This window comes from Streptomyces sp. NPDC027663 (assembly GCF_055566415.1).
Map to the genome: position 1 here is coordinate 855889 of NZ_JBVHSK010000001.1, position 23196 is coordinate 879084.

A 23196-nucleotide genomic window follows, 5' to 3' on the forward strand; every position below is an offset into this window, starting at 1 on the left:
TGGTCGGGTGCGGCGTCGTTGTGGCTGGTTGCGCAGTTCCCCGCGCCCCTGGGTGGGTTGGGTTTTGCGTGTCTTGAGGGGTGGCCCGGGGTGGTGGTTGGTGGTCGGGTGCGGCGTCGTTGTGGCTGGTTGCGCAGTTCCCCGCGCCCCTGGGTGGGTTGGGTTTTGCGTGTCTTGAGGGGTGGCCCGGGGTGGTGTTTCGGTGATCGGGTGCGGCGTCGTTGTGGCTGGTTGCGCGGTTTCCCGCGTCTCTGGGTGGGTTCGGGGGGTGTGTCTGGGGGCGGGTCAGGGTTCCTTCGTTTCGTCCTCCAGGCTGCGTCGCGTCGCCCGGCCGTACTCGCCCAGGAAGTCGTCTGTGATGCCCCGGGCCAGCTGGTAGGTGCGTACGGCGTCCTCCACCGGGCGGGTGAAGACGCCGTCGATCCGGTCGCCGTAGAGGTTCAGCTGCCTCAGTCGCCATTGGAGTTCGCTGACCTCCGGGCCGGTGTCGCCGCGGCGCAGCACCGGTGCGACGGCGGGCGTCGGGTTCGGGGTGCCGGATGTCGTCACGGACGGGCCGGGGACGGCCGAGCCGGACGCGCTGCGGGATGCGGTCGGAGTCGGCGTCGGAGTCCGGGGCGGTGAGGCGGAGACCGCGGGCGGGCTCGGGTCGGCCGATGCTGAAGGGGAGACGGCCGGTGAGCGGGGCGGGACCGGCGGCGCCGGGGCCGACGCCGAGGCGGGCGCCAGGGTCGTCGTGTCCGGGATGCTCTCCCTGACCTCCTGGGCCGCCCGGTCGCGGGTCGGCGTGTGATAGGAGACCAGCGCGACACCGGCCACCGCGACGATAGCCACAGCCGCGCTGCCGGCGACCAGCAGCGGGGTACGGCGGGAGCGGCGGGACCGGGGCTCCTCTTCCTCCGTACCGGGGGCGAGGAAGGCTTCCCCCATGAGCCGTGGGCCGGACGGGTCCGGCACCTCCGCCGCCGAGGCTGTCGAATCGGAGGCGCGCCGCACCTCCGTCGGCAAGGCTGCCGAACCGGACCCACCCGGCGGCTCCACCCCCGAGGCCGTCGAATCGGGCGCGTCTGGCGCCTTCGTCGGCGAGATCGCAGAATCGGACGCACCCGGCGCCTCCGTCGGCGAAGCCGCCCGATCGGGGACACCCGCTGCCGTCGTCGGCGAGACCGCCGAACCGGACCCACCCGGCGGCTCCACCCCCGGGGCCGCCGTACCGGGTGTGTGCGGGGGCTTCGTCTCCGCGGCAGGTGAGCCGGATGTGGCTGGTGGTCTTCTGGTTGCCGGGTTCTCCGGTCCCGCCACCCCGACGTACGGCCGTATGCGCAGCGGGTCGAAGTCTTCTGCCGCTGCGGCCTCGGCCGTGCGGGTGTCGCGCAGTGCCCTGGCCGTCCGCTCGGTGCAGTCGCACGACGGAGTGTGGTCCGTGCCTCTCGGTATGCCGCACTCCGGGCAGGTGCGGCCCTCGGAATCACTCACGTGTTCGCTCTCCCCTCGCGAACTTCAGAGACTATGCGCACACCTCCTCCACATCCGAAGGGCTCGACAGGCCATAAGTGGTGACTCCGATCACGATGGAAGAGGTGCACCCGAGCCTCAGGAGGTCCCCATGGCCCTGGACACCCACGGCACGGCGAAGGACCTGGGCAACAGCGAGAACGTTCCGGGAAGCGTGCTGGTGCCGATCGGCGCGCTGCTGCTGGGGCTGCTGCTCGCCGCGCTCGACCAGACCATCGTCGCGACCGCGCTGCCGACGATCGTGAGCGATCTCGGAGGGCTCGAGCACCTCTCGTGGGTCGTCACCGCCTATCTGCTGGCGTCGACCGCCGCGACCCCGCTGTGGGGCAAACTCGGCGACCAGTACGGGCGCAAGCGGCTCTTCCAGACGGCCATCGTGATCTTCCTGATCGGCTCGGCACTGTGCGGCATGGCGCAGGACATGCCGCAGCTGATCGCCTTCCGGGCACTGCAGGGCCTGGGCGGCGGCGGGCTGATCGTGCTGTCGATGGCGATCGTCGGCGACCTCGTGCCGCCGCGTGACCGCGGCCGCTACCAAGGGTTGTTCGGCGCCGTGTTCGGTGCGGCCAGCGTGCTCGGGCCGCTGCTCGGCGGGCTGTTCACCGAGCTTCTGAGCTGGCGCTGGGTGTTCTACGTCAACCTGCCCGTCGGCGTGGTCGCGCTGGCTGTGATCGCCGCCGCGCTGCGCATCCCGCGCCGCACCGCCCGGCACGTCATCGACTACCTGGGGACGTTCCTGATCGCCGCCGTCGCCACCTGCCTGGTGCTGGTCGCCTCGCTGGGCGGCACCACCTGGGCCTGGGACTCGGCGCAGATCGTCGGCCTGGCCGTGCTGGGCGTCGTACTCGCCGTGGCGTTCGTGGCCGTGGAACGCCGCGCCGCCGAACCGGTCCTGCCGCTCAAGCTGTTCGGCATCCGCACCTTCACGCTGGCCGCCGTCATCAGCTTCATCGTCGGCTTCGCGATGTTCGGCGCGATGACGTACCTGCCGACCTTCCTCCAGGTCGTGCACGGCATCTCGCCGACCCTGTCCGGAGTGCACATGCTGCCGATGGTCGCCGGCCTGCTGCTGTCCTCCACGGTCTCCGGGCAGATCGTCAGCCGCACCGGCCGCTGGAAGGTCTTCCCGCTCACCGGCACCGCCGTCACCACCCTCGGCCTGCTGCTCCTGCACCGGCTCGACGAGCACAGCCCCACCGCCGAGATGAGCGTCTACTTCTTCGTCCTCGGCCTCGGACTCGGCCTGGTCATGCAGGTCCTGGTGCTCATCGTGCAGAACTCCGTCTCCTACGAGGACCTCGGCGTCGCCACCTCCGGCGCGACCTTCTTCCGCTCCATCGGCGCCTCCTTCGGCGTGGCCGTCTTCGGCACGGTGTTCGCGAGCCGCCTCGGCGACAAGCTCGCCGACGCCTTCCGGGGCGTACGCCTGCCGCCAGGCGCGACCCCCGACGCGCTGAAGTCCGACCCGCGGGGCATCGCCGCGCTGCCGCCCCCGTTGCGCCCGGCGGCGCTGCACGCGTACGCGTCCGCCATCACCGACGTCTTCCTGTACGCCGCGCCGGTCGCCCTGCTCGGCTTCCTGCTGGCCTGGTTCCTCAAGGAGGACCGGCTGCGCGGCTCGGTCACCGCGCCGGAGGTATCCGAGACCATCCCGCCCAACCCGGTCGAGCGCTCCTCCTACGACGAGGTGTGCCGCGCGCTGTCCGTGCTCGGTACCCGTGAGGGCCGCCGCGAGATCTACCGGGAGATCACCGAACGGGCCGGGTACGACCTGCTGCCCGCCGCCAGCTGGATGCTGCTGCGCATCCGGCGGTACGGTGCCGTCGAACCAGGGGTGCTCGCCGAGCGCAGCCCCGTGCCGCTCCGGGCGGTGATGGCCGCCGCCCGCCAGGTCGAGGAGCGGCGGCTCGCCGAACGGCAGGGCCTGGACCTGGTGCTGACCGGCACCGGCCGCGTGGTCGCCGACCGGCTCGCCACGGCCCGCGAGGAGTCCCTGGCCGAAATGCTCGGCGACTGGTGGCAGCCGGGCTGCTCGGCCGACCTCGCCCGGCTGGTCCACGAACTCACCGGCGAACTGTGCGGCGCCGAACGCGAACGCCCGCACGACAGCGGTACGGTCGCCAAGGTCAGCTGAAGGCTTCCTCCGGATCCGCGTCCGGACCCGCATCCGATCGCAGCTCCTTGCGGAACCAGTGTTCGGCGTACGGGTCGGTGCTGTGCGGGCCGGTCTCGGTGTAGCCGAGGCGGGCGTACAGGGCGCGGGCCTCGACCAGGTCGCTGCGGGTGTCGAGGACGACCCGCCGGGCGCCCAGGAGGCGGGCGGCCAGCTCGGCGGCGGACACGAGGTGGGCGGCCCCGTTCAGGCCACGCATGCCCGGCAGCACGAACACCCTGGTCAGCTCGGCGGTGTCCGGGTCCAGCAGCCGTACACCCGCTGATCCGGCCGGCGTGCCGTGATACCGCCCGATGAGCAACCGCCCATGCGGCGGGGCGAGTTCGGCACCCTTTCCGGTCGCGATCTCCCGCTCCAGCTCGTCCGGGTCGGTCCGGTGTCCCTCGTGCAGCAGGTACCAGCGGTCACTGACCTCCGTGCAGTAGGCCCGCCACAGTGCGACGGCGGCCGGGGAGTCGTACGGCTCCGGGGTGATCGTCCACGTCATGCCGGCCATTGTCGGGAGACGTCCCGCATCCTCGGCAACCGGCTGTGCGGGGGCGAGCTGCGCGGGGCGAGGGCGGTGGCGGGGCGCGGCCGCAACCGTTTGTGGGCCGGGTTCCGGGTCACCCGGAAGGAGAACCGGCCAGTGGGGCCGGTCCGACCGGAGGGGCAGCATGTCCACAGGCCTGATCATTTTGTTGATCGTGATCGCGGCGGTGGTGGTCGCCGGCGCGGCAACCCTGATCCTGCGCAGCCGGGCCCGGCACGGCGGGTCCAGTCTGAAGCGGCGCTTCGGGCCCGAGTACGAACGGGCCGTGGCCGTGCACGACGGAGACACCAAGGCCGCCGAACGGGAGCTGAGCGAACGCGTCGAACGCCACGGCGACCTGCGGGAACGCCCGCTGGACGCCGCCCAGCGCGAGCAGTACACGGACCGTTGGACGGCCGTGCAGGAACACTTCGTCGACTCGCCGCGGCAGGCGGTGGCCGAGGCCGACCGGCTGCTCGCGGAACTCGCGGCGACGCGCGGCTACCCCGACGGCGGGCGGTACGACGAGCAGCTCGCCGCGCTGTCCGTGCACCACGCCGATCACGTCGACGGCTACCGGCAGGTGCACCGGGTGGCCCGCACGGACGCCGGCAGCGGAGCGAGCGAGGACGGGGCCGGGACCGAGGAGATGCGGTCGGCGCTGCTCGGGGCCCGCGCCCTCTTCGACGACCTGACCAGCACGGAGGCCGGCCGCCATCGCGCGGCCCCCGGCACCGGCCGGTCCGCCACCCCCACAGGTGGCCGGTCCCACGCGCGGTCCCACACCTCGTGGGCCCTGCACCGGAGCCGGCCGAAGGAGAGTTGAGCACCATGCCGGACATGACGAGCGGCTCCGGCGGCGACCGGCGGCCCACCGAACGTTACCCCCGCACGCCGGGGGAGGAGTGGGTGCCGGAGCAGGAGTCGGCGCAGACGGACGAATGGGCCCCGGACGACGCGACGCCGGGGCGGCGGATGCGCAGGGAGCCCCGGCCCGAGGAGCGGCTGCCCGGCGAGCCGGCCCCGCCCGGGAACGCGAGCCGCAGGCCCGGCTCGGCCGGCCCCGGCCGCGAGGGCCTTACGGGCGACGACCGTACCCCGGAGGACGCCCCGCATCCGCCGGCCGGACCGGCGGGTACGCCCGCTCCCGCAGGAACGGCCGGCACGGGCGCTCAGGGACGGCACGTTGCGGAACGGCACGGTTCCGAAGGGCTGCGGCCCGGGACGGAAGACCTGGGCACCGGGGTGGACGAGGGGTTCACCGCCAGTCACCGGTCGGCGACGGCCGCACGCGGCGGGGCAGAGGACCCCGGGCCCGGTACGCCCGGCTGGGAGCCGTCCACCGGCTCGGAGAAGAGCCGGCTGCCCGACGACGGGCTCGGCGCGCCGGCCGTCGCGGAGCCCGCAGGACGTGCGGCCCGTACCACCGGCCACCCGGCACCGGACGCCGGGCCGACGGCGGTCGACGGCACCTCGGCACCCGGTGCGTCCCCGGCCTCCGGCGAAGGAACCGCCGTCGGCGAGGCCGGTCCCGCACCTTCCGGCACCGAAGCGCCGCTGCTGGCCCGGGAGGAGACCGAGCGGTGGGAGCAGCGGATACGTGAAGTGGCCGTCGGCTTCGTGGACGAGCCCCGGACGGCCGTGGAGCAGGCCGACCGGACGCTGGAGGAGATCGCCGCCCGGTTCACCGAGGCCGTGACCCGGCGGCGCCGCACCCTGCGCATGTCCTGGGAGGGCACGCAGGACGGCGGGCCCGGCTCCGGGACCGACACCGAGCAGCTCCGGCTCGCCCTGCGCGACTACCGCGAGCTGGCCGGACGCCTGCTACACGGCTGACCCCGGCAGCTCCCCACCGGCGGCAGCCCTGCGCTGCCGCCACTCGCGCACCACCTCCTCGACGTCGTACGGCTTCTTGCCCAGCGGGGGCCCGGGCGGCGGCTTGAACATCATGTCGCGGATACGGACGTTCACGTCCTCGATGATCTTGCGGGCCATCCGCTCCGAGGGCGCCGCGTACGCCGCCTCCAGGGCGTCCTCCGCCTCCTTGCGCAGCGCCAGCGAGGGCGGCAGCACGGCCAGCCCCTCGCGCACCAACTTCCTCTTGACCCACCACAATTCGTCGTACGTCGAGTCGACACCGGCGGGCAGCGGCCGGCCCCTGCCCGGCAGCCGGTCGAATTCCCCGCGCCCCTGCGCGTCACGGATCTGCTTGTCCACCCAGGACTCGAACGGGACGCCCGGTGGCTTTCGCTCGGTCATGGACCCATTGTGCCGGACGCGACCCCACCGGGCGTTTTATCATGCGGCGGCGGTGCGGCAATCCGCCCACCGCACAAGGACGTTTCAGGGGGACCGCTCGTGCTCGAACTCACCATGGCCGCCGTCTCCGGGGCGGACGCGGGCGCCACGGCCGGCATGACGATGGCCGAGGCGCCCAGCGAGCCCGGCGCCGTGCTGCGGGTCGGCCGCGACGCGGCCGTGTGCCGGCTGGTCACCCCCGAGGACTGGCTGTTCGTCTCCCGGGTCCACCTGGAGTTCGTGTGCGGCCCCGACGGCACCTGGCAGCTGACCTGGCTGCGCGGCTCACAGCCCGACCCGGCGTCCGAAGTCCGGCTCGGCACCGGCGAGTACGCCCAGCCCCTCGGCTACGGCGCGACCGTAGCGCTGCCGCACGGCGGATCCGGCGAGATCGTCATCCAGGACCGCACCGCGCCGCGCAGCGTGAACGTGGGCTTCTACCACGAGCTGTGAGGCACGCCCCCGGGCGGTCAGGCCAGCACGCGGGCCAGCGCGAAGCCGTCGTGGCCCTTGCTGCCGACCGTCTGGATCGCCGTACCGCTCAGCCTCGGGTGCGTGGCGATCAGTTCGATCGCCGCCCGGGTGCCGACCACGTCCGGCTCGCTGCTGCCCGCGTCGGTCACCCGGCCGCCGCGCACCACGTTGTCCACGATGATCAGGCTGCCCGCCCGGGTGAGCCGCAGCGCCCACTCCACGTAGTGGGCGTTGTTGGCCTTGTCCGCGTCGATGAAGACCAGGTCGAAGGGGGCCGGGTTCTCGTCGGCGAGCTTGGGCAGCGACTCCAGGGCCGGCCCGACCCGCACCTCCGCGACCTTCTCCAGGCCCGCGCGGGCGATGTTCCGGGTGGCGACGTCGGCGTGCTTGGCGTTGTACTCCAGCGAGATGAGCCTGCCGTCCTCGGGCAGGGCACGGGCCATCCAGATCGTGCTGTACCCGCCGAGGGTGCCGATCTCGAGGATGTGCCGGGCGCCCTGCACCTGGGCGAGCAGCTGCAGGAACTTGCCCTGCGCGGCCGTCACCGCGATCTGGGGCAGCCCGGCGGCCTCGCTCTCCCGCAGCGCCGCCTGCAGCGCCTCGTCGTCCGGTGAGAGATTGCTGATGAAGTAGTCGTCCACATCGTCCCAGAGCTGCGACCCGCTCATAGCGCCTGCTGCCTTTCCCGAGTGTCTACCGTGCCCGCTTCGATGATCTCAGCCGAGCGGCGCGGGCGGGGAGACCGAGGGCGGCGGAGTCACCGGCCGACGGGAACGCCGTACGACGATCACGGCGGCGACCGCGACGACCACGGCCAGGACACCGCCGACGGTCAGCGCCCAGGCCGGGATCCCCGCGACCCGGCGCAGCTCGTCCTCGTAGATCACCTGCTGGACCGGCGTGTCCGCGGCGGCCCGGCGCAGCTCGTGGTCGCCGGAGATGCGGGCGGGGTCGGGGAAGCTCTGGGTGACGGCCGTCAGGTACGGGGTGCCGTCCGCCAGCTTCCCGAGGGCGCCGCGACGGGTGCCGAGCCGGCCGGCGAACACCACGTCGGGCCGCATGCCGCCGATCGTTCCGCTCGTCTCCATACGGTGCGCGGCGAGCACGTACAGGCCGAGCGACTGCGGGGTGGCGGCCAGCCGGGACAGGCGCATCGGGTAGACCGGGCGGTCGGCGGCGAAGGTGAGGTGGAGCGGGTCGAGGGCACCGCTCAGCGCAATGCCGCGCGCGTCCGGGGCGAGGCGGACGGCGACGTACTCCCAGCGGTCGTCGACGTACGGCTGCAGGGCGGACTTCAGCCGGGCGGGGAGCGAGAAGCCGTGGGTGCGGAGCCAGTTCTGCAGGGCGGCCGGGTCGGTGGCGGTCAGCCGGGCCACGTCGAACGGGCCGAGCCGCTGCCGGCCGACCACGCCTACGCCGGCGCCGGCGGCCGCACCGTCGACCGGGGCGTCGGCGGCCATGTCGTGGTCGTCGAAGGGCCAGTCGCCGTTGTGCGGCCAGAAGTGGTAGCGGGCGCGGTGGACCGGGGCGATGGCCTTGGCCAGCTGGTCGAACAGGGCGGGGTCGCCGAGGCGGACGGTCGCCCGGTGCGGGACCGGCATGATCCAGGCGGCGCGCTCGGCGCTGCCGCTCACGGTCAGCCGCATCACGATCTGCTCCTGCCGGCCGTCCCAGCGGACGACCGACTGCTCGTCGGAGACGGCGATGCGGCCGGCCGGGTCGGGGACCATGGCACCGCAGCCGCAGGCGAAGGCCGGGGCCATCAGCCAGCTGAGCTGTACGCCGAGCAGGGCGAGTACGACGGTGAGTATCCGGGCGCGCGTCACGGGGTTACAGACGGTGCACGTGTGAAAACGGTTCCGGTGCCGGTTCCGTCACCCGCCCCCGGGGCGCGCCCTCCGGAAAAGCCTTCGCACCTGCTCGCCCCGCCCGGTACGGTCTCCACCGTGTTCCGCTGCGGGGAGCCCGAGGGTTCCGCGCGGCCGCCCCGGCAGGTCCCACGCTGAGAGTAGGTATTCGTCCATGGCGTGTCGTATCGGTGAGCTGGTGCTCGGCTGCCGCGAGCCCGAGGTGCTGGCCCGGTTCTGATGCGAGGTCCTGGACTTCGTCGTGCTCGAGCGCGAAGAGGACGGCAGCATCGAGATCGGGCCGCGCGAAGGGTTCGGCGGCCCGCAGCCGACGATCTTCCTCAGCCGCAGGGACGAGCCGGAGCAGGGGAAGCCCCGGCTGCACATCGACGTCAACTCCACCGACCGCGATCAGGACGCCGAGCTCGAACGCCTCCTGAAGCTCGGGGCGCGCCCGGCCGACATCGGCCAGACCGGCGAGGAGTCCTGGCACGTACTCGCCGACCCCGAGGGCAATGAGTTCTGCCTGCTCAAGGCCCGCCTCAACCCGCTCTGAGGCTGGTCCCGGCCGACTCCGCCATCATGCGGACCCACCGAAGCGGCCGGCGGCCCCCAGGGGCGCGGGGAACCGCGCTACCAGCCCCTACGGGCCCGCACCCGGCGACGGTGACACATCCCCGCGGCGCTCAGCGGCCTTCCACCGACGGCGCGGATCCAGGCAGCGGCCGCCCCGCGGACTCCGACATCCGCCACACCGCGACACCGCCCACGACAGCCGCGGCCATCATGTAGTACGCGGGCATCATCATGTTCCCCGTCGCCCCGATCAGCGCGGTCACGACCAGCGGCGTCGTGCCGCCGAACAGGGACACCGACACGTTGAAGCCGATGGACAGGGAGCCGTAGCGGACCCGGGTCGGGAAGAGGGCGGGCAGCGCGGCCGGCATGGCTGCCGTGAAGCAGACCAGGAGCAGGCCCAGCGCGGCCATGCCCAGGCCCACCGCGACCAGGCTGCCCTGGCGGATCAGCAGCAGGGCGGGGGCGGAGAGGAAGAGGAAGCCGGCACAGCCCGCCGCGATCACCGGACGACGGCCGACGCGGTCGGTCAGCGCGCCCGCGAACGGCTGGACGATCATCATCAGGACCATCACACCGAGCACGACCAGCAGACCGTGCGTCTCGTCGTACTTCAGCTCACTGGTCAGGTAGCTCGGCATGTACGAGAGCAGCATGTAGTCGGTGACGTTGAAGATGAGCACCAGGCCCATGCACAGCAGCAGCGACTTCCACTGGCCCGTGACCATCTCGCGCAGCGGCACCTTGGGCCGGGCCGCCTCCGCCTTCTCGACCTCGGCCGCGAAGGCCGGGGTCTCCTCCAGCCGCATCCGCAGGTACAGGCCGATGATGCCCATCGGGCCCGCGATCAGGAACGGGATGCGCCAGCCCCAGGAGGTGAGGTCGTCCGACGAGAGCAGGGCCGTCATCAGGGTGACCAGGCCCGCGCCGCCGATATAGCCGGCGAGCGTGCCGAACTCCAGCCAGCTGCCCAGGAAGCCGCGCTTCTTGTCCGGCGCGTACTCGGCGATGAACGTGGTCGCGCCCGCGTACTCACCGCCGGTGGAGAAGCCCTGCACCAGGCGGGCGGCCAGCAGCAGGACCGGCGCGCCCACACCGATCGTGGCGTACGACGGGATCAGGCCGATCGCGAACGTGCCCGCCGCCATCATGATCATCGTGAGGGCGAGGACCTTCTGCCGGCCCACGCGGTCGCCGAGCGGGCCGAACACCATGCCGCCGATCGGGCGTACGAGGAAGGCCGCCGCGAAGGCGCCGAACGTCGAGAGCAGCTGTGCGGTCGGGTTGCCGGACGGGAAGAAGACCTTGCCCAGGGTGACCGCGATGTAGCTGTAGACACCGAAGTCGAACCACTCCATCGCGTTGCCGAGCGCAGCCGCCTTCACGGCACGCCTGACCAGCGCGGGATCGGTGACGGTGACGTCGTGGGCCTTGCTGGCCCGCCGGGTCTTCTGATGCGGGATGACGGCTGTGGCGGTCGCCAAAACGGGGCTCGCCTACCTTTCGACGGGGACAGGGACGGACCCGGACGGCGACGGTGACGTACGACGGGCCGAAAAACGACCATAGGGGGACTTCCGCCCCCTACGTCCTGTATGCAGTTAGATGCAGAGTGCAGCTAAAGGCTGGATATGCAGGTACGTCTGCCCGCTCGCGCGACGGTATACGGCCTGCTCACTGTGATCCTTCTCGCGCCCTGGCGCGCAACCGGACGCCGACGGCGCTCGGTAGGGCCGGCCGGGAGCCGCTGAGGGACGCGGCTCCCGGCTGATCACTAGGGCCGGCGGGCCAGCCACTCCTGGAGCCGGGCGTGCCGGAACTCGTACGCCGGGCCGGTCGCGCGCAGCAGACCGCGCTGGTGCGCGTCGTGCAGGAAGGCCATCAGACGTACCGGCGTGCCCTCGCGGACGGAGAGCTGCACGGCGGTTGCGGCAGTGGCGACGGCGAGATTGCCGAGGACGCCGGACAGCACGGCGTAGCCGATGCCGATCGCCACGCCGATGGCCGCACCGAAGGGCAGACCCCCTTTCGAGAGTGACCCCATGGCGCCCGTGCACAGCGCCACGGCGACGCCGTTCAGCAGGCCCAGCGGGAGGAGCAGCCGTGAGTGGTGCCGCCACACGTCCTGGGGGCCGAGTGCCCGGGTCTCGCTCTCCAGCGGAGGCAGGGGCCGGTGGGGAGAGGGGAGGCCGGTGATCATCGACAGCGGGGATCTCGCGACCAGTTCCACGCCGCGGCCTCCCCGCAGCGCCCCGGCGAAGCCGATCGACAGTGCCGCGGACGCGTGGATCCACCAGGGCGCGGCGAGGTCGAAGAGACGTCCGGCCAACCACACCGAGCCGGCCGCCCCGAGCCCGCACACGGAGGCGAAGGCGAAATTCCGGCGCGGGAAGACGTCACCCCAGCCGGCGCTCGGCAGCTCCTGCGGACGTCTGAGCCGGGCCATGCGGATGCCCAGTGCGTCGGGGCGTGCAGGAGACACCCCAGCAGACCGGGAACGGTGCCCCACATGAGGCCCACGATCGGCGCCATGACGAGGGCGACCGCGGCGACGTACCCGACGGCGACCGCGGCGACCCACGCCCCCGACGGGCGGTGCGCCCCGGTCGGGATCTGCCACCAGCACAGCTTCCTGGTGCCCTCCTCGGTGAGCCGTACGGCGAAATACTGCAGTGTCCGTTCGGCCGTCTCGGGGGAGTAGGGGCGGCATCCGTGCGGCCGGGGCTTCCTCGTGTAGGCCGCGGTGACCGCGTGTTCGAACAGGTGGTCCCGGACCCCCTCCGGGTCGTCCAGGCCGAGGATCTCCTCCACCGGTCCGTGGCGACCGTAGGCCTCCACGAGGAGGCTCAACGTCAAGGGATCGGTGAGAGCCTGGGCAAGCGCACCCCCAGGCTCGTCCAGGAGACGCCGGGCGACGTTCTGCCAGGCCGCGGGGGCCTCGTCCTCCAGCGAGTCGAGCAGGTACTCGGCCGCGTCGGCAGGCGGCACCGGCTGCAGTTCCAGGGCGACGGCACCGGCTGCCAGCGCCGGCCGCGTCGTTTCCGCCGCCTCGTCGGTGCGGGAGACCAGGACGACACGGAACGGCGCGGACTCGAGCGCGGCCACGGCGAGGGACCGCACCTCCTCACCGACCTCGTCGAAGCCGTCGAGGAACAGCGCGACACGGCCCGCCTTCAGCAACTGGTGGAGATGCCTGGGCCCTTGGTACAGATGGGACAGCCGCTCGGCCGCCCATTCGACCACGTCCTCCTTCTCGTCCTCCGGCGCCCAGCCGTCCAGCGGCATGAGCACCGGTACCGGGATGCGTGCCTTGTGCTGCGGAGTCGCCGCGCCCTCGCGGTACTCCAGCGCCTGCTGGAGCAGCAGCACCGCGGCCGACGTCTTGCCCGCCGCCGGAGGCCCGACGATCAGCAGGCGGCCCGAGGCCAGACCTCCGTACACCTTGTGCAGATCGGTCAGGCCACCGCCCTTGCGCAGGCTCTTCGGGGTCACCGGCGCGAGTCCCGGCAGTGGCGCGAACCTTCGCGGGGCGCCCTCGGCCGTGGCGGCGGCGGCCCTCGTCGTGAGCCCCTGCCGGCTCACCCGCCAGTGCACGGGCACCAGAGCCCTGTGGAGCCCCCGGTAGGTCGCCTCCGGGCGCCAGTAGTCGCGAACAGCGACGGCCAGCTCCTCGGCGGCCTCGTCCAGGTCGGTCGGGGTGACCGTAAAGATGTTCTGGTGAACCTCCATCCGGTTGTGATCGCCGTTCTGGTGGAACGTCGGCCCGTGGAACTCGCCGATCATTCCGTCGTCCCGATGTAGAACACCTGGTGATTGTGGTCGCCGTTCTGGAAGTAGGCGGGACCGCGGAACGTCTGGAACACCCCCGGCCTGCCGGAACCACCGGCAGTACCGAACCTCTGTGCCAGCGCCCGCACTTCGGCGGCGACCTCGTCCCGCTCGGCGGGTTCCAGACCCCGCAGCATCTCGGTGAACTGCGCCGTCCACGACCGGGTGTGCTCCGCGCGCACCCGCTCCCGCTCCTCCTCGTCGGAGGCTGCGGCCACCGCGGCGGTCCCCTGCAGGCCCGCCTCCACCGCGCTCTCCCGTTCGGCGTCGCCCCGGCCGAGGAGCCTGGTCAACCGGGTCTTGCTCGTCTGGAACCCGTCGGTCACCGCGGCCGTGAACACCGTGGTGCCGCCGAGTGCTGCCAGCTGTGTGACTTGACTGAGCCAGTCCATGTCCGTGTGCTCGACCAGGGCGCCTCACCGTTCGACTACTACGGCTTCGAACTGCGCCGGTACCGGGAGACGGCGGGCCTGACCCAGCGGCAACTGGGGGGCAACTACACGGGGTTCGCTGATCGGCCAGGTGGAAACGGCGCGGAAGTTGCCGACGGTGGAGTTCAGTGAGCGCGTGGATGTGGCGCTCGGGACGGGCGGGTTGCTGACGCGGCTCGTCCCGCTGGTGATGCGAAGCCAACTACCGGCGTGGTTTCAGCAGGTGGCTGAGCTGGAAGCACGAGCGGCGGAGATCTGCACGTTCCAAATGGGGATGATCCACGGGCTGTTGCAGACTCCGGAGTACGTGCGGGCGGTGCTCGGCGCGCTGGACGACACCGACCTCGACGACTGCTCGCTCCGTTACGATCATCTGGCGAGCCGCCGCGCTCTCGGTCAAAGACTCGGCGGGGCCGATCCGACGGGTAATGGAGGACCGCTATGGGGAGCAAGTGGCGTAAGTCCAGCTACAGCAGCGACCAGGGCGGCCAGTGCCTGGAGGTCGCCGCAGCCCCCTGCGCCACCCTCGCCGTCCGCGACAGCAAGAACCCGGCGGGACCGATCCTCACCCTCGACCCCGCCGCCTTCTCCACCTTCGTGAACTGGGCCGCTACAGCCGCTGAATGATCGTCCCGGTCGCCAGCCCGCCGCCCGCGCACATGGTGATCAGCGCGAACTCCTTGTCGGCGCGCTCCAGTTCGTGCAGGGCGGTGGTGATCAGGCGGGCGCCCGTCGCTCCCACCGGGTGCCCGAGGGCAATCGCACCGCCGTTGACGTTGACCTTCTCCAGGTTCTGCTCGAAGACCTGAGCCCAGCTCAACACCACTGATGCGAAGGCCTCGTTGATCTCGACGAGGTCGATGTCCTTCAGGGACATGCCCGCCTTGCCCAGTACCGCGCGGGTCGCGTCGATCGGCCCGTCGAGGTGGAAGTGCGGGTCGGCGCCGACCAGGGCCTGGGCCACGATCCGTGCCCTCGGCTTCAGCTTCAGGGCACGGGCCATCCGCTTGGACGCCCACATGATCGCCGCCGCGCCGTCCGAGATCTGGGAGGAGTTCCCCGCCGTGTGGACCGCCGTCGGCATCACCGGCTTGAGGCCCGCCAGGGCCTCAAGGGACGTGTCCCGCAGGCCCTCGTCCTTGTCGACCAGCCGCCACATGCCCTGCCCGGCCTGCTGCTCCTCCTCCGTCGTCGGGACCTGTACGGCGAAGGTCTCCCGCTTGAAACGTTCCTCCGCCCAGGCGCCCGCCGCCCGCTCCTGCGAGATCAGGCCCAGCGCGTCGACGTTCTCGCGGGTCAGACCCCGGTGCCGGGCGATGCGTTCGGCCGCCTCGAACTGGTTGGGGAGGTCGACGTTCCACTCGTCGGGGAAGGGCTTGCCGGGGCCGTGCTTGGAGCCGGAGCCGAGCGGGACCCGGGACATCGCCTCGACGCCGCAGCTGATGCCCACGTCGATCACGCCCGCCGCGACCATGTTGGCCACCATGTGGGAGGCCTGCTGCGAGGACCCGCACTGGCAGTCGACCGTCGTGGCGGCCGTCTCGTACGGCAGTCCCATGGTCAGCCAGGCCGTGCGCGCGGGGTTCATGGACTGCTCGCCGGCGTGGGTCACCGTGCCGCCGACGATCTGCTCGACGGCGTCGGCGGGGATGCCGGTGCGGCCGAGGAGTTCACGGTAGGTCTCGCCCAGGAGGTAGGCGGGGTGCAGATTGGCTAGCGCGCCGCCGCGCTTGCCGATGGGGGTGCGTACGGCTTCGACGATCACGGGTTCGGCGGCCATGGGTGCGGGTCCTCTCCGAGAGGGCTCTCCTCCAGAACTAGTACGCGTTCTAGTTCTGTTCAGCAGTCTGCTGACGTGACGTCCATCACCGCAAGGGTCTTGCAGGTACCGGCGGCGCGATCTGCGCGACTTCCGCACGGATTGAGGGTGCCGTACCTCTTGCCTGTTGTAGAACCCGTTACTACCGTCACGGCACCCGCTGATGGACCGTCAGATGGCTGGAGCCGCCGATGCCCTGTCCAGCGCTGCCCGACGGGTTCGACCTCACCGACCCCGACCTGCTGCACCACCGCGTGCCCCTGCCTGAGTTCGCCGCGCTGCGCCGTGCCGAGCCGGTCCGCTGGATCCCTCAGCCGCACGGCATCGCGGGCTTCGCCGACACCGGCTACTGGGCGGTGACCCGGCACGCCGACGTCAAGTACGTCTCCACGCACCCGGAACTCTTCTCCTCCTCGCTCAACACCGCGATCATCCGCTTCAACGAGCACATCGAGCGCGACGCGATCGACGCGCAACGACTGATCCTGCTCAACATGGATCCACCGGAACATACGCGCGTACGGCAGATAGTGCAGCGCGGGTTCACGCCACGCTCCATCCGCGCGCTGGAGGACCGGCTGCGCGCCCGGGCCGAGGCCATCGTCGCAGCCGCCCGGGCCCGGTCCGGGCCCTTCGACTTCGTCACCGAGGTCGCCTGCGAACTGCCCCTCCAGGCCATCGCCGAGCTGATCGGCGTCCCGCAGGAGGACCGGTCCAAGATCTTCGACTGGTCCAACAAGATGATCGCCTACGACGACCCCGAGTACGCGATCACCGAGGAGGTCGGCGCACAGTCGGCCGCCGAGATCATCGCCTACGCCATGAACATGGCCGCCGAACGCAAGCAGTGCCCGGCGCGCGACATCGTGACGACTCTGGTGGCGGCGGAGGACGAGGGCAACCTGAACTCCGACGAGTTCGGCTTCTTCGTGCTGATGCTGGCGGTGGCCGGCAACGAGACCACTCGCAACGCCATCACCCACGGCATGCACGCCTTCCTCACCAATCCCGGCCAGTGGGACCTCTTCCGGCGTGAGCGCCCGGCCACCACTGCGGAGGAGATCGTCCGCTGGGCGACTCCGGTGAACGCCTTCCAGCGCACGGCGACCCAGGACACCGAGCTGGGCGGCGTGCGGATCGGGAAGGGCGACCGGGTCGGCCTCTTCTACGCCTCGGCCAACCGCGACCCGGAGGTCTTCGCCGAGCCCGACACCTTCGACATCACCCGCGATCCCAACCCCCACCTGGGCTTCGGCGGAGGCGGTCCCCACTACTGCCTCGGCAAGTCCCTGGCCGTCCTGGAGATAGACCTGATCTTCAACGCGATCGCCGAGGCGATGCCGCAGCTGAGGCTCGCCGAGGCGCCTCGCCGCCTGCGCTCGGCCTGGATCAACGGGGTGAAGGAACTGAGGGTCGCCGCGGACTGAGCCGGAGCGGCCCTCACTCCCGCCCCGAGGCCACCATCGCCAGCACACCGGAGGCCAGTGCCGCGATCAGCAGGGGGATGCCCAGTCCGTGCCGGAGAACCAGCCATGCGCCCAGGCAGGCACCGCCGGCCATGGCGAGCACCGAGGCCGTGCGGCGCGGGGAGCGGTGGCCCGTGCCGTCGCCGAGGCGGGACTCGGAGGCCAGAGCGGTCAGGGTCATCGTCAGGACCGTGGTGGTCAGATCGGGCACGCCCAGTTTGCGGACCGTGGCGTTGCGCAGGCCCATCGCGAAGGCCGTGAGGGCGATCAGGGCGTAGCGGGTGCCGCCGGTGTCCGGCCGGACGAACGCCACCGCTGCCGACAGGGCGACCAGTACCGCCTCCGCCGCCAGGGTCAGCCGGGTCCACCGGCGCCGGGAGCCCTTGCCGTGGCGGGCCGCGACCCGGCCGCCCGCCACCGCGCCCAGCAGGAAGCAGGCCAGGGATGTGCTGGTGTGGGGCACGGAGAAGCCCGGGGCGCCGGCCGCGGCGAAGCCGAGGACGACCACGTTGCCGGTCATGTTGGCGGTGAAGACGCGGCCGAGCCCCAGATAGCTGACGGCGTCGATCAGCCCACTGACCACGGTCAGCGTCAGCAGCACGGCCACCAGCCGCAGCCCGCGCGTCTCCGGGTCCCGCACCGGTGGCGTCGGCGTCGTCATCGTTCCTCCGCAGGGCCGGGCAGACACGGACGGACGGGCAGGCACCGCAGGTGTCGGCCACGGCGGGGTGGCCGAGACGGACGCAGCCCACCGGCCGCGCGGAAAGCAGCCCGCCCGCCACGCGCAAAGCAGCCCACTGGCCGCGCGGAAGCAGTCCACCGCTCGCACGGAAGCAGCCCACCGTGGCACGAAGGAGCCGGCCCGGGTGCGGGGACTCCTGGTTGCCCCGGCGCAGCCTGCGTCCGCTGCGTTCGGGCCATGGCACAGGACACGCGCACAACGGTGGAAAAGCAGCCCGGTCGGCCCATCCGCACGGGCCCGGCGGACATGCGCGAGCACCCTCGCCCAGCAGGGGGCGAGGGTGCAGGTGCTCGGGGTGGGGCCCGCCGACCGCTTCGGGTCGGACGGGGCCGCGCCGGCCGGGACCGCGCGCTGGTTCAGCGGCGAAGCGGCCTGGTGGCCGGCTCAGTACCAGCCGTTGGCCTGCCAGAAGTTCCAGGCCTGGACGGGACTGCCGTAGCGGGAGTTCATGTAGTCCAGCCCCCACTTGATCTGGGTGGCCGGGTTGGTCTTCCAGTCGGCACCGGCCGAAGCCATCTTCGTACCCGGCAGGGCCTGGACCAGGCCGTAGGCGCCGGAGGAGCTGTTGGTGGCGGACGGGTTCCAGCCACTCTCGTGCTCGACGATCTTGCTGAACGCGTTGAACTGCGCGGCGTCCGGGATCATCTTGTGCGCGATCGCCTGGGCGGAGGAGGCCTGGCCGGTGGCGGCCTGGGCGGGTGCCGCGGTCAGAGCCATGCCGGCGGTGGCGGCGGCCAGAGCGGCGGCGGTGAGGGCCTTCTTCGGGGAAGCGATGCGGCGGATGAAGGAAACGGACACGGAGAACCTCTTGCGTCGGGGACATGGGATCGCCCGCATGGGATGGGCCACGCGCTGTGGCCTGTATGCGTCGGCGCCTTCGACCCCGAGGGGCCTGCGGTGCCTGGCGACGTCATCCAGAGAAGCAGCCCGGAAAGCCGTCCGCAATGACCCCTTTTACTAGTTGTGGCCGGATCGCCGGTGAAAGTCGGCGCTGTGGCGTGGGTCTCAATCCCCAGGTCAGAAGGGGTGCACGGAAGGATGTATCGGACAAATGGGGCTACGGCCTCACGTCGTAGGTGACGTGGGTCATGTGGGGTGCTTCACCGACTTGCTCGCGGACCGCGAGCGAGTGTTCACCGAGCGGGACCGTCGAATGTGACCGCGGTCTCGAAAGCGGCCCGCCGCGTGGCCCGGCGCAGGGCACGCAGCACCGCCGGACCGAGGACGAGGGTCAGTACGACCGTGCAGACCGCCCGGCCCAGGTCCCAGCCGAGCGAGGTGGCCAGGCAGTACGCGACGAAGTGGGCCAGATTGGTGGCGACCGGGGCGCCGGCGCTGAAGGAGATGTTCGAGGCGGCGGCGGCCAGGAAGGGCCAGCCGGCCAGATTCATGACGGTGCCGTAGGCGAAGGCGGCGAGGAAGCCGTAACCGGCGAGCATCACCAGCTCGGCGCGACCGCGCAGCCCTTCCCGGCCGCGCAGCAACCCTCGGCCGCGCAGCCTCCCCCTGCCGCTCGGCTTCGCCAGGGCGGCAGGGACCGCCCTCGGCCCCGGAAGCAGCCCGGCACCCATCGTGAACCAGCCCATCGCCAGCATCTGGAACGGCAGCCACGGCCCGACCCCGCCCGTGAGCAGCGCGGACGCGAACATCGTCACCGAGCCCAGCGCGAACCCGAAGCCAGGCCCGAGCACCCGCCCGCTGAGCACCATCAGGAAGAACATCGGCTCGATCCCGGCCGTGCCCGCGCCGATCGGCCGCAGCGCCGCGCCGGTCGCGGCCAGCACGCCCAGCATGGCGACGGCCTTCGGCCCCAGATCCGACTCGGAGATCGTCGCCGCCACCACCGCCACCAGCAGCGCCAGCAGCCCCGCGAAGAGCCAGGGCGCGTCCTGGGCGTGGGCGCTCAGCTGCGAGCTGGGCGGAGCGAGGAAGGGCCAGCAGAAGCCGATCAACCCGACAGCACTGGTCAGCGCCAGCGCGGCGAGGGAGCGGGGGCCGAGGCGGACGGCGCGGATCCGGCCGGGCCGAGCGGACCGGGTGGGACGGGCGGACAGGGTGGGACGGGCGGGCCGGGTGGGACGGGCGGACCGAGTGTGCGTGGACCGGGTGGGGCGGGCAGGGCGGTTCATCCGAGTGCCTCCCGGACGGTGGGGCGGGCAGGGAGGTTCATCCGAGTGCCTCCCGGACCTCGGAGACCGTCAGCCACCGCTGCGGGGCCAGGATCTTCGTCACCTGCGGTGCGAAGGAAGGAGAGGACACCACGATCTCGGCCGTCGGGCCGTCCGCGATCACCTCGCCCTCCGCGAGCAGCACCACCCGGTGCGCCAGCTCGGCAGCCAGCTCCACGTCATGTGTGGCCAGCACGATCGCGTGCCCCTCCGCCGCCAGAGCGCGCAGTACGGCCACCAGGCGGGCCTTCGCCGCATAGTCCAGGCCGCGCGTCGGCTCGTCCAGCAGGATCAGGGGCGGGCGGGCGGTCAGGACGACGGCCAGTGCGAGCGCCAGGCACTGGCCCTCCGACAGGTCGCGGGGGTGGGTGTCGTCCGCGACGTCCGGCAGCAGCTCGGACACCAGGGCCCGGCAGCTGCCGGGCGCGGCGCCGGCGTCCTGGTCGGCCGCGGCGCATTCGGCGGCGACCGTGTCCGCGTAGAGGAGGTCGCGGGGATCCTGGGGGACGAGGCCGACGTGCCGGATGAGGTCGTGGGGCGGCGTGCGGTGGGGGACGACCCCGCCGACGGTGACGGTTCCGGCGGTGGGCGGCACCACTCCGACCAGGGAGTTCAGGAGGGTGGACTTGCCGGCGCCGTTGCGGCCCATGAGGGCGATCGTCTCGCCAGGGGGCACGGTGAGGTTCACATGACGGAGGGCGTCGACACGGTCCCGGCGGACGGCGAGGGAGTGGATCCCGGCGATGTCGGAGGAGACCGGGGCGGGGGCGGCGGGGCCGGGGGAACGACGCCGGAAGAAGGAGAGGCGCCGGGTGCTGGTGCGGGTGCTGGTGCGGGCCGGGGAAGGGGTGGCTCGCCCATTCCGACGGACCGCCTCCCCCGAGCCCCCGGCTTCGGCTTCGCTCGAGCCGGCGGAACCCTCGCCCACCCGCACCGCCCCGACGTCACACCTGCCGGCGGGTACGGCGGGGGACGGCTGTTGGGTGGGCGCTGTTTCAGTGGGTCGGTGGTCGGCGGCTGCGGCGGGGGACGGCTGTTGGGCGGGCGCTGCTTCAGTGGGACGGCGGCCCGCAGCTGTGGCGGGACGATCGCCTGTGCCTGTGCCTGTGCCTGTGCCTGTGCCTGTGGCGGTGGCGGTGGCGGTGGAGGTGGAGGTGGGGGCGAGGCGGGCTCGTAGTTCCGGGGCCCGGCGGCGGGCGTCCCGTACGGTCAGGGGGAGGGGTGACCAGCCGGCCAGGCGGCCTAGGGCCACCACCGGTGGGTAGACCGGGGAGACGGCCATCACCTCGGACGGGGTGCCGGTGACGGGGGCGGCGCCGGGGGCGGGAAGCAGGACGATGCGGTCGGCGTAGTGGATCACACGTTCCAGACGGTGCTCGGCCAGCAGGATCGTCGTGCCGAGGTCGTGGACCAGCCGCTGCAGGACGGCCAGGACCTCCTCCGCGGCGGCGGGGTCGAGGGCCGAGGTCGGCTCGTCGAGCACCAGGACCTGCGGGTGCGGGGTGAGCACCGAGCCGATCGCGACCCGCTGCCGCTGCCCGCCGGACAGCGTGGCGATCGGCCGGTTCCGGAGCCCGGCCAGGCCCAGCAGATCCAGGGTCTCCTCCACCCGGCGCCGCATCACCTCCGGGGCGAGCCCCAGCGACTCCATGCCGTACGCGAGTTCGTCCTCCACGGTGTCCGTCACGAAGTGCGCGAGCGGATCCTGGCCGACCGTGCCGACGACGTCGGCGAGTTCCCGCGGCTGGTGGGTACGGGTGTCCCGGCCGGCCACCGTCACGCGTCCGCGCAGGGTGCCGCCGGTGAAGTGCGGGACCAGCCCGCTCACCGCGCCCAGCACCGTGGACTTGCCGACCCCGGACGGACCGGCGAGCAGCACCAGTTCACCCTCGGGCACCTCGAAGTCGACGCCGGCGATGGCGGGTCCGGCCGCACCGTCGTACGTCACGCTGACATCCTCGAAGCGGATCACGACGGCTCCCTGGGGACGATGACGGCGGGCAGCAGGGCGAGCAGGACGGCCGCGGCGGGCCAGAGCGGGAGCGTGGGCGTCACGAGGGGGACGACCCCCGGGTGCAGCGCCTGCGGATCGCGGACCGAGGCGAGCGTGAGCAGGGCGGCCACGGCCACTCCCGAGGCCGTGACCAGCCAGGCGCGCGGCTCCCAGGGGTCCGGGCGGTACCGGGTGCGCAGGGAACGGCGGCCGCCCAACCGCAGACCCGCGAGCGCGGCGGCGACGCCGGCCAGCAGGACCGGGATGCCGTACGTGCCGCCTTCGGCGGTCAGCAGCCCGTACGTGCCGGCGCTCACGCCGAGCAGGCCGCCGAGGGTGAGGGCGGCCGTGGTACGGCGGACGGGGGCGGGGACCTCGGCGGTACGGCCGTAGCCGCGGGCCTCCATCGCGGCGGCGAGCGCCACCGAGCGCTCCAACGCGCCCTCCAGGACCGGCAGCCCGACCTGGAGCAGGCCGCGCAGGCCGCGGTCGGGGCGGCCGCGCAGGCGGCGGGCGGCACGCAGTCGCTGGACGTCGGCGATCAGGTGCGGGGCGAAGGTGAGGGCGACGACGACGGCCACGCCCGCCTCGTACAGCGCGCCGGGCAGGGACTTGAGCAGGCGGGTGGGGCTGGCCAGGGCGTTCGCCGCGCCGACGCAGATGAGGAGGGTGGCGAGCTTCAGGCCGTCGTAGGCGGCGAAGACCACTGCCTCGGCGGTGACCCGGCCGCCCAGGCGGATGCCCTGCGCCCAGTGCGGGAGGGGGACTTCCGGGAGGGTGAAGAGAATGTGCGTGCCGGGGATGGGGGAGCCGAGCGCCACCGCGAAGAGGACGCGGATGAGGAGGACGGCGAGGGCGAGTTTGGCGAAGACGGTGTAGGAGCGGGACCAGGGGGCGGGAGTGCGGTGCGTTGCCACGACGTAGGCGGAGGCGGATATGAGGAGGGCGAGGAGGAGGGGGTTGGTGGTGCGGGTGGCGGCGGTGCCGAGGGAAAGGGCCCAGAGCCACCAGGCACCGGGGTGCAGGGTGCTCCGGCGCCGGATGGGGATGCCCACCTGCGTCGTATGGCTCCCCTGAGCTACGGCAAGCTGGGGGCCGGCGTCACTCACCCGCGCTCGCGGGGTGCCGCTGCGCCCACCCGTGCCGCCCCAGCGACACGACTGCCCGCAGCTACGGTGCGAATTCGACTGCGGCGCCTGCAACCCCCTGGGGGCGCGGCGAACTGCGCGCCCGGCCCCAGCGCACCCGCACGCGCAGGACGGTCCGCAGTTACGGTGCGAATTCGACTGCGGTGCCTGCAGTTCCCTGGGGGCGCGGGGAACTGCGCGCCCGGCCCCAGCGCACCCGCACGCGCA

The 23196-nt window shown here is 72.5% G+C and carries 22 protein-coding genes and 1 pseudogene; 8 read left to right on the forward strand and 15 right to left on the reverse strand.

The window, feature by feature from the left end:
- Positions 1 to 285: 285 nt before the first annotated feature.
- On the reverse strand, positions 286 to 930 hold the full coding sequence (locus tag ACZ4SF_RS03800; protein WP_468377741.1) for a peptidoglycan-binding domain-containing protein: 645 nt from the start codon (positions 928 to 930) through the stop codon (positions 286 to 288).
- A 676-nt stretch (positions 931 to 1606) separates the two neighbouring features.
- Here ACZ4SF_RS03800 and ACZ4SF_RS03805 point away from each other — a divergent pair.
- Positions 1607 to 3649 (forward strand): MDR family MFS transporter, encoded by a 2043-nt coding sequence (locus ACZ4SF_RS03805; RefSeq protein WP_468377743.1) that lies wholly within the window; start codon positions 1607 to 1609, stop codon positions 3647 to 3649.
- Here ACZ4SF_RS03805 and ACZ4SF_RS03810 read toward each other — a convergent pair.
- Positions 3642 to 4175 (reverse strand): GNAT family N-acetyltransferase, encoded by a 534-nt coding sequence (locus ACZ4SF_RS03810; protein ID WP_468377745.1) that lies wholly within the window; start codon positions 4173 to 4175, stop codon positions 3642 to 3644. The two genes, ACZ4SF_RS03805 and ACZ4SF_RS03810, sit on opposite strands and share 8 nt — an antisense overlap.
- A gap of 169 nt (positions 4176 to 4344) precedes the next feature.
- On the opposite strand from ACZ4SF_RS03810, the gene ACZ4SF_RS03815 reads away from it, so the two are divergent.
- Both ACZ4SF_RS03815 and ACZ4SF_RS03820 read left to right on the forward strand, forming a co-directional pair.
- Positions 4345 to 5025 carry a hypothetical protein gene (locus ACZ4SF_RS03815; protein ID WP_468377748.1) on the forward strand — a complete coding sequence of 227 codons (681 nt, stop codon included), beginning with the start codon at positions 4345 to 4347 and terminating at the stop codon, positions 5023 to 5025.
- A gap of 5 nt (positions 5026 to 5030) precedes the next feature.
- Positions 5031 to 6035, forward strand: a complete 1005-nt coding sequence (locus tag ACZ4SF_RS03820) for a hypothetical protein (RefSeq protein WP_468377750.1) — start codon at positions 5031 to 5033, stop codon at positions 6033 to 6035.
- Here the strand turns inward: ACZ4SF_RS03820 and ACZ4SF_RS03825 are convergent.
- Positions 6024 to 6458, reverse strand: coding sequence for a DnaJ family domain-containing protein (locus tag ACZ4SF_RS03825; RefSeq protein ID WP_468377753.1), 435 nt, complete (start codon positions 6456 to 6458; stop codon positions 6024 to 6026). The genes ACZ4SF_RS03820 and ACZ4SF_RS03825 overlap by 12 nt on opposite strands.
- A gap of 99 nt (positions 6459 to 6557) precedes the next feature.
- On the opposite strand from ACZ4SF_RS03825, the gene ACZ4SF_RS03830 reads away from it, so the two are divergent.
- Positions 6558 to 6950: an FHA domain-containing protein gene (locus tag ACZ4SF_RS03830; protein ID WP_468377755.1), complete on the forward strand. Its 393-nt coding sequence runs from the start codon at positions 6558 to 6560 to the stop codon at positions 6948 to 6950.
- Positions 6951 to 6967: 17 nt separating this feature from the next.
- On the opposite strand, the gene ACZ4SF_RS03835 is transcribed toward ACZ4SF_RS03830, so the two are convergent.
- Both ACZ4SF_RS03835 and ACZ4SF_RS03840 read right to left on the reverse strand, forming a co-directional pair.
- Complete coding sequence (locus tag ACZ4SF_RS03835; RefSeq protein ID WP_468377757.1) at positions 6968 to 7639, reverse strand: O-methyltransferase; 672 nt, start codon at positions 7637 to 7639, stop codon at positions 6968 to 6970.
- Positions 7640 to 7687: 48 nt separating this feature from the next.
- On the reverse strand, positions 7688 to 8734 hold the full coding sequence (locus tag ACZ4SF_RS03840) for a DUF2330 domain-containing protein (protein WP_468378305.1): 1047 nt from the start codon (positions 8732 to 8734) through the stop codon (positions 7688 to 7690).
- Positions 8735 to 9068: 334 nt separating this feature from the next.
- Between ACZ4SF_RS03840 and ACZ4SF_RS03845 the strand changes: the two genes are divergently transcribed.
- Positions 9069 to 9374: a VOC family protein gene (locus tag ACZ4SF_RS03845; protein WP_468378308.1), complete on the forward strand. Its 306-nt coding sequence runs from the start codon at positions 9069 to 9071 to the stop codon at positions 9372 to 9374.
- Positions 9375 to 9504: 130 nt separating this feature from the next.
- Here the strand turns inward: ACZ4SF_RS03845 and proP are convergent, their stop codons facing one another.
- The 4 genes from proP to ACZ4SF_RS03865 all read right to left on the reverse strand — a co-directional run bounded on the left by proP (position 9505) and on the right by ACZ4SF_RS03865 (position 13614).
- Positions 9505 to 10878 (reverse strand): glycine betaine/L-proline transporter ProP, encoded by a 1374-nt coding sequence (proP, locus tag ACZ4SF_RS03850; protein ID WP_468377759.1) that lies wholly within the window; start codon positions 10876 to 10878, stop codon positions 9505 to 9507.
- Positions 10879 to 11168: 290 nt separating this feature from the next.
- Complete coding sequence (locus tag ACZ4SF_RS03855; RefSeq protein WP_468377762.1) at positions 11169 to 11624, reverse strand: hypothetical protein; 456 nt, start codon at positions 11622 to 11624, stop codon at positions 11169 to 11171.
- Positions 11591 to 13177 (reverse strand): NACHT domain-containing protein, encoded by a 1587-nt coding sequence (locus ACZ4SF_RS03860; RefSeq protein ID WP_468377765.1) that lies wholly within the window; start codon positions 13175 to 13177, stop codon positions 11591 to 11593. The genes ACZ4SF_RS03855 and ACZ4SF_RS03860 overlap by 34 nt, the downstream gene beginning before the upstream one ends.
- Positions 13174 to 13614, reverse strand: coding sequence for a hypothetical protein (locus tag ACZ4SF_RS03865; protein WP_468377767.1), 441 nt, complete (start codon positions 13612 to 13614; stop codon positions 13174 to 13176). The genes ACZ4SF_RS03860 and ACZ4SF_RS03865 overlap by 4 nt, the downstream gene beginning before the upstream one ends.
- Between ACZ4SF_RS03865 and ACZ4SF_RS03870 the strand changes: the two are divergent.
- Both ACZ4SF_RS03870 and ACZ4SF_RS03875 read left to right on the forward strand, forming a co-directional pair.
- A pseudogene (locus tag ACZ4SF_RS03870) lies at positions 13597 to 14005 on the forward strand (helix-turn-helix domain-containing protein); the annotation flags it as partial. The gene ACZ4SF_RS03865 and the pseudogene ACZ4SF_RS03870 sit on opposite strands and share 18 nt — an antisense overlap.
- 89 nt (positions 14006 to 14094) lie before the next feature.
- Entirely contained in the window at positions 14095 to 14280 is a 186-nt protein-coding gene (locus ACZ4SF_RS03875; RefSeq protein WP_468377770.1) for a DUF397 domain-containing protein, read from the forward strand.
- On the opposite strand, the gene ACZ4SF_RS03880 is transcribed toward ACZ4SF_RS03875, so the two are convergent.
- Positions 14264 to 15433: a steroid 3-ketoacyl-CoA thiolase gene (locus ACZ4SF_RS03880; RefSeq protein ID WP_468377773.1), complete on the reverse strand. Its 1170-nt coding sequence runs from the start codon at positions 15431 to 15433 to the stop codon at positions 14264 to 14266. The two genes, ACZ4SF_RS03875 and ACZ4SF_RS03880, sit on opposite strands and share 17 nt — an antisense overlap.
- 230 nt (positions 15434 to 15663) lie before the next feature.
- On the opposite strand from ACZ4SF_RS03880, the gene ACZ4SF_RS03885 reads away from it, so the two are divergent.
- On the forward strand, positions 15664 to 16899 hold the full coding sequence (locus ACZ4SF_RS03885; protein WP_468377775.1) for a cytochrome P450: 1236 nt from the start codon (positions 15664 to 15666) through the stop codon (positions 16897 to 16899).
- A 13-nt stretch (positions 16900 to 16912) separates the two neighbouring features.
- Here the strand turns inward: ACZ4SF_RS03885 and ACZ4SF_RS03890 are convergent, their stop codons facing one another.
- From ACZ4SF_RS03890 to ACZ4SF_RS03910, 5 genes are all read right to left on the reverse strand, one after another.
- Positions 16913 to 17599 carry a YoaK family protein gene (locus tag ACZ4SF_RS03890; protein WP_468377778.1) on the reverse strand — a complete coding sequence of 229 codons (687 nt, stop codon included), beginning with the start codon at positions 17597 to 17599 and terminating at the stop codon, positions 16913 to 16915.
- 465 nt (positions 17600 to 18064) lie between these two features.
- Entirely contained in the window at positions 18065 to 18478 is a 414-nt protein-coding gene (locus ACZ4SF_RS03895; RefSeq protein ID WP_468377781.1) for a lytic transglycosylase domain-containing protein, read from the reverse strand.
- Positions 18479 to 18813: 335 nt separating this feature from the next.
- On the reverse strand, positions 18814 to 19809 hold the full coding sequence (locus ACZ4SF_RS03900; protein ID WP_468377783.1) for an ECF transporter S component: 996 nt from the start codon (positions 19807 to 19809) through the stop codon (positions 18814 to 18816).
- A 37-nt stretch (positions 19810 to 19846) separates the two neighbouring features.
- Positions 19847 to 21820: an ABC transporter ATP-binding protein gene (locus ACZ4SF_RS03905; protein WP_468377786.1), complete on the reverse strand. Its 1974-nt coding sequence runs from the start codon at positions 21818 to 21820 to the stop codon at positions 19847 to 19849.
- Complete coding sequence (locus tag ACZ4SF_RS03910; RefSeq protein ID WP_468377788.1) at positions 21817 to 22896, reverse strand: energy-coupling factor transporter transmembrane component T; 1080 nt, start codon at positions 22894 to 22896, stop codon at positions 21817 to 21819. The genes ACZ4SF_RS03905 and ACZ4SF_RS03910 overlap by 4 nt, the downstream gene beginning before the upstream one ends.
- Positions 22897 to 23196: the final 300 nt, after the last annotated feature.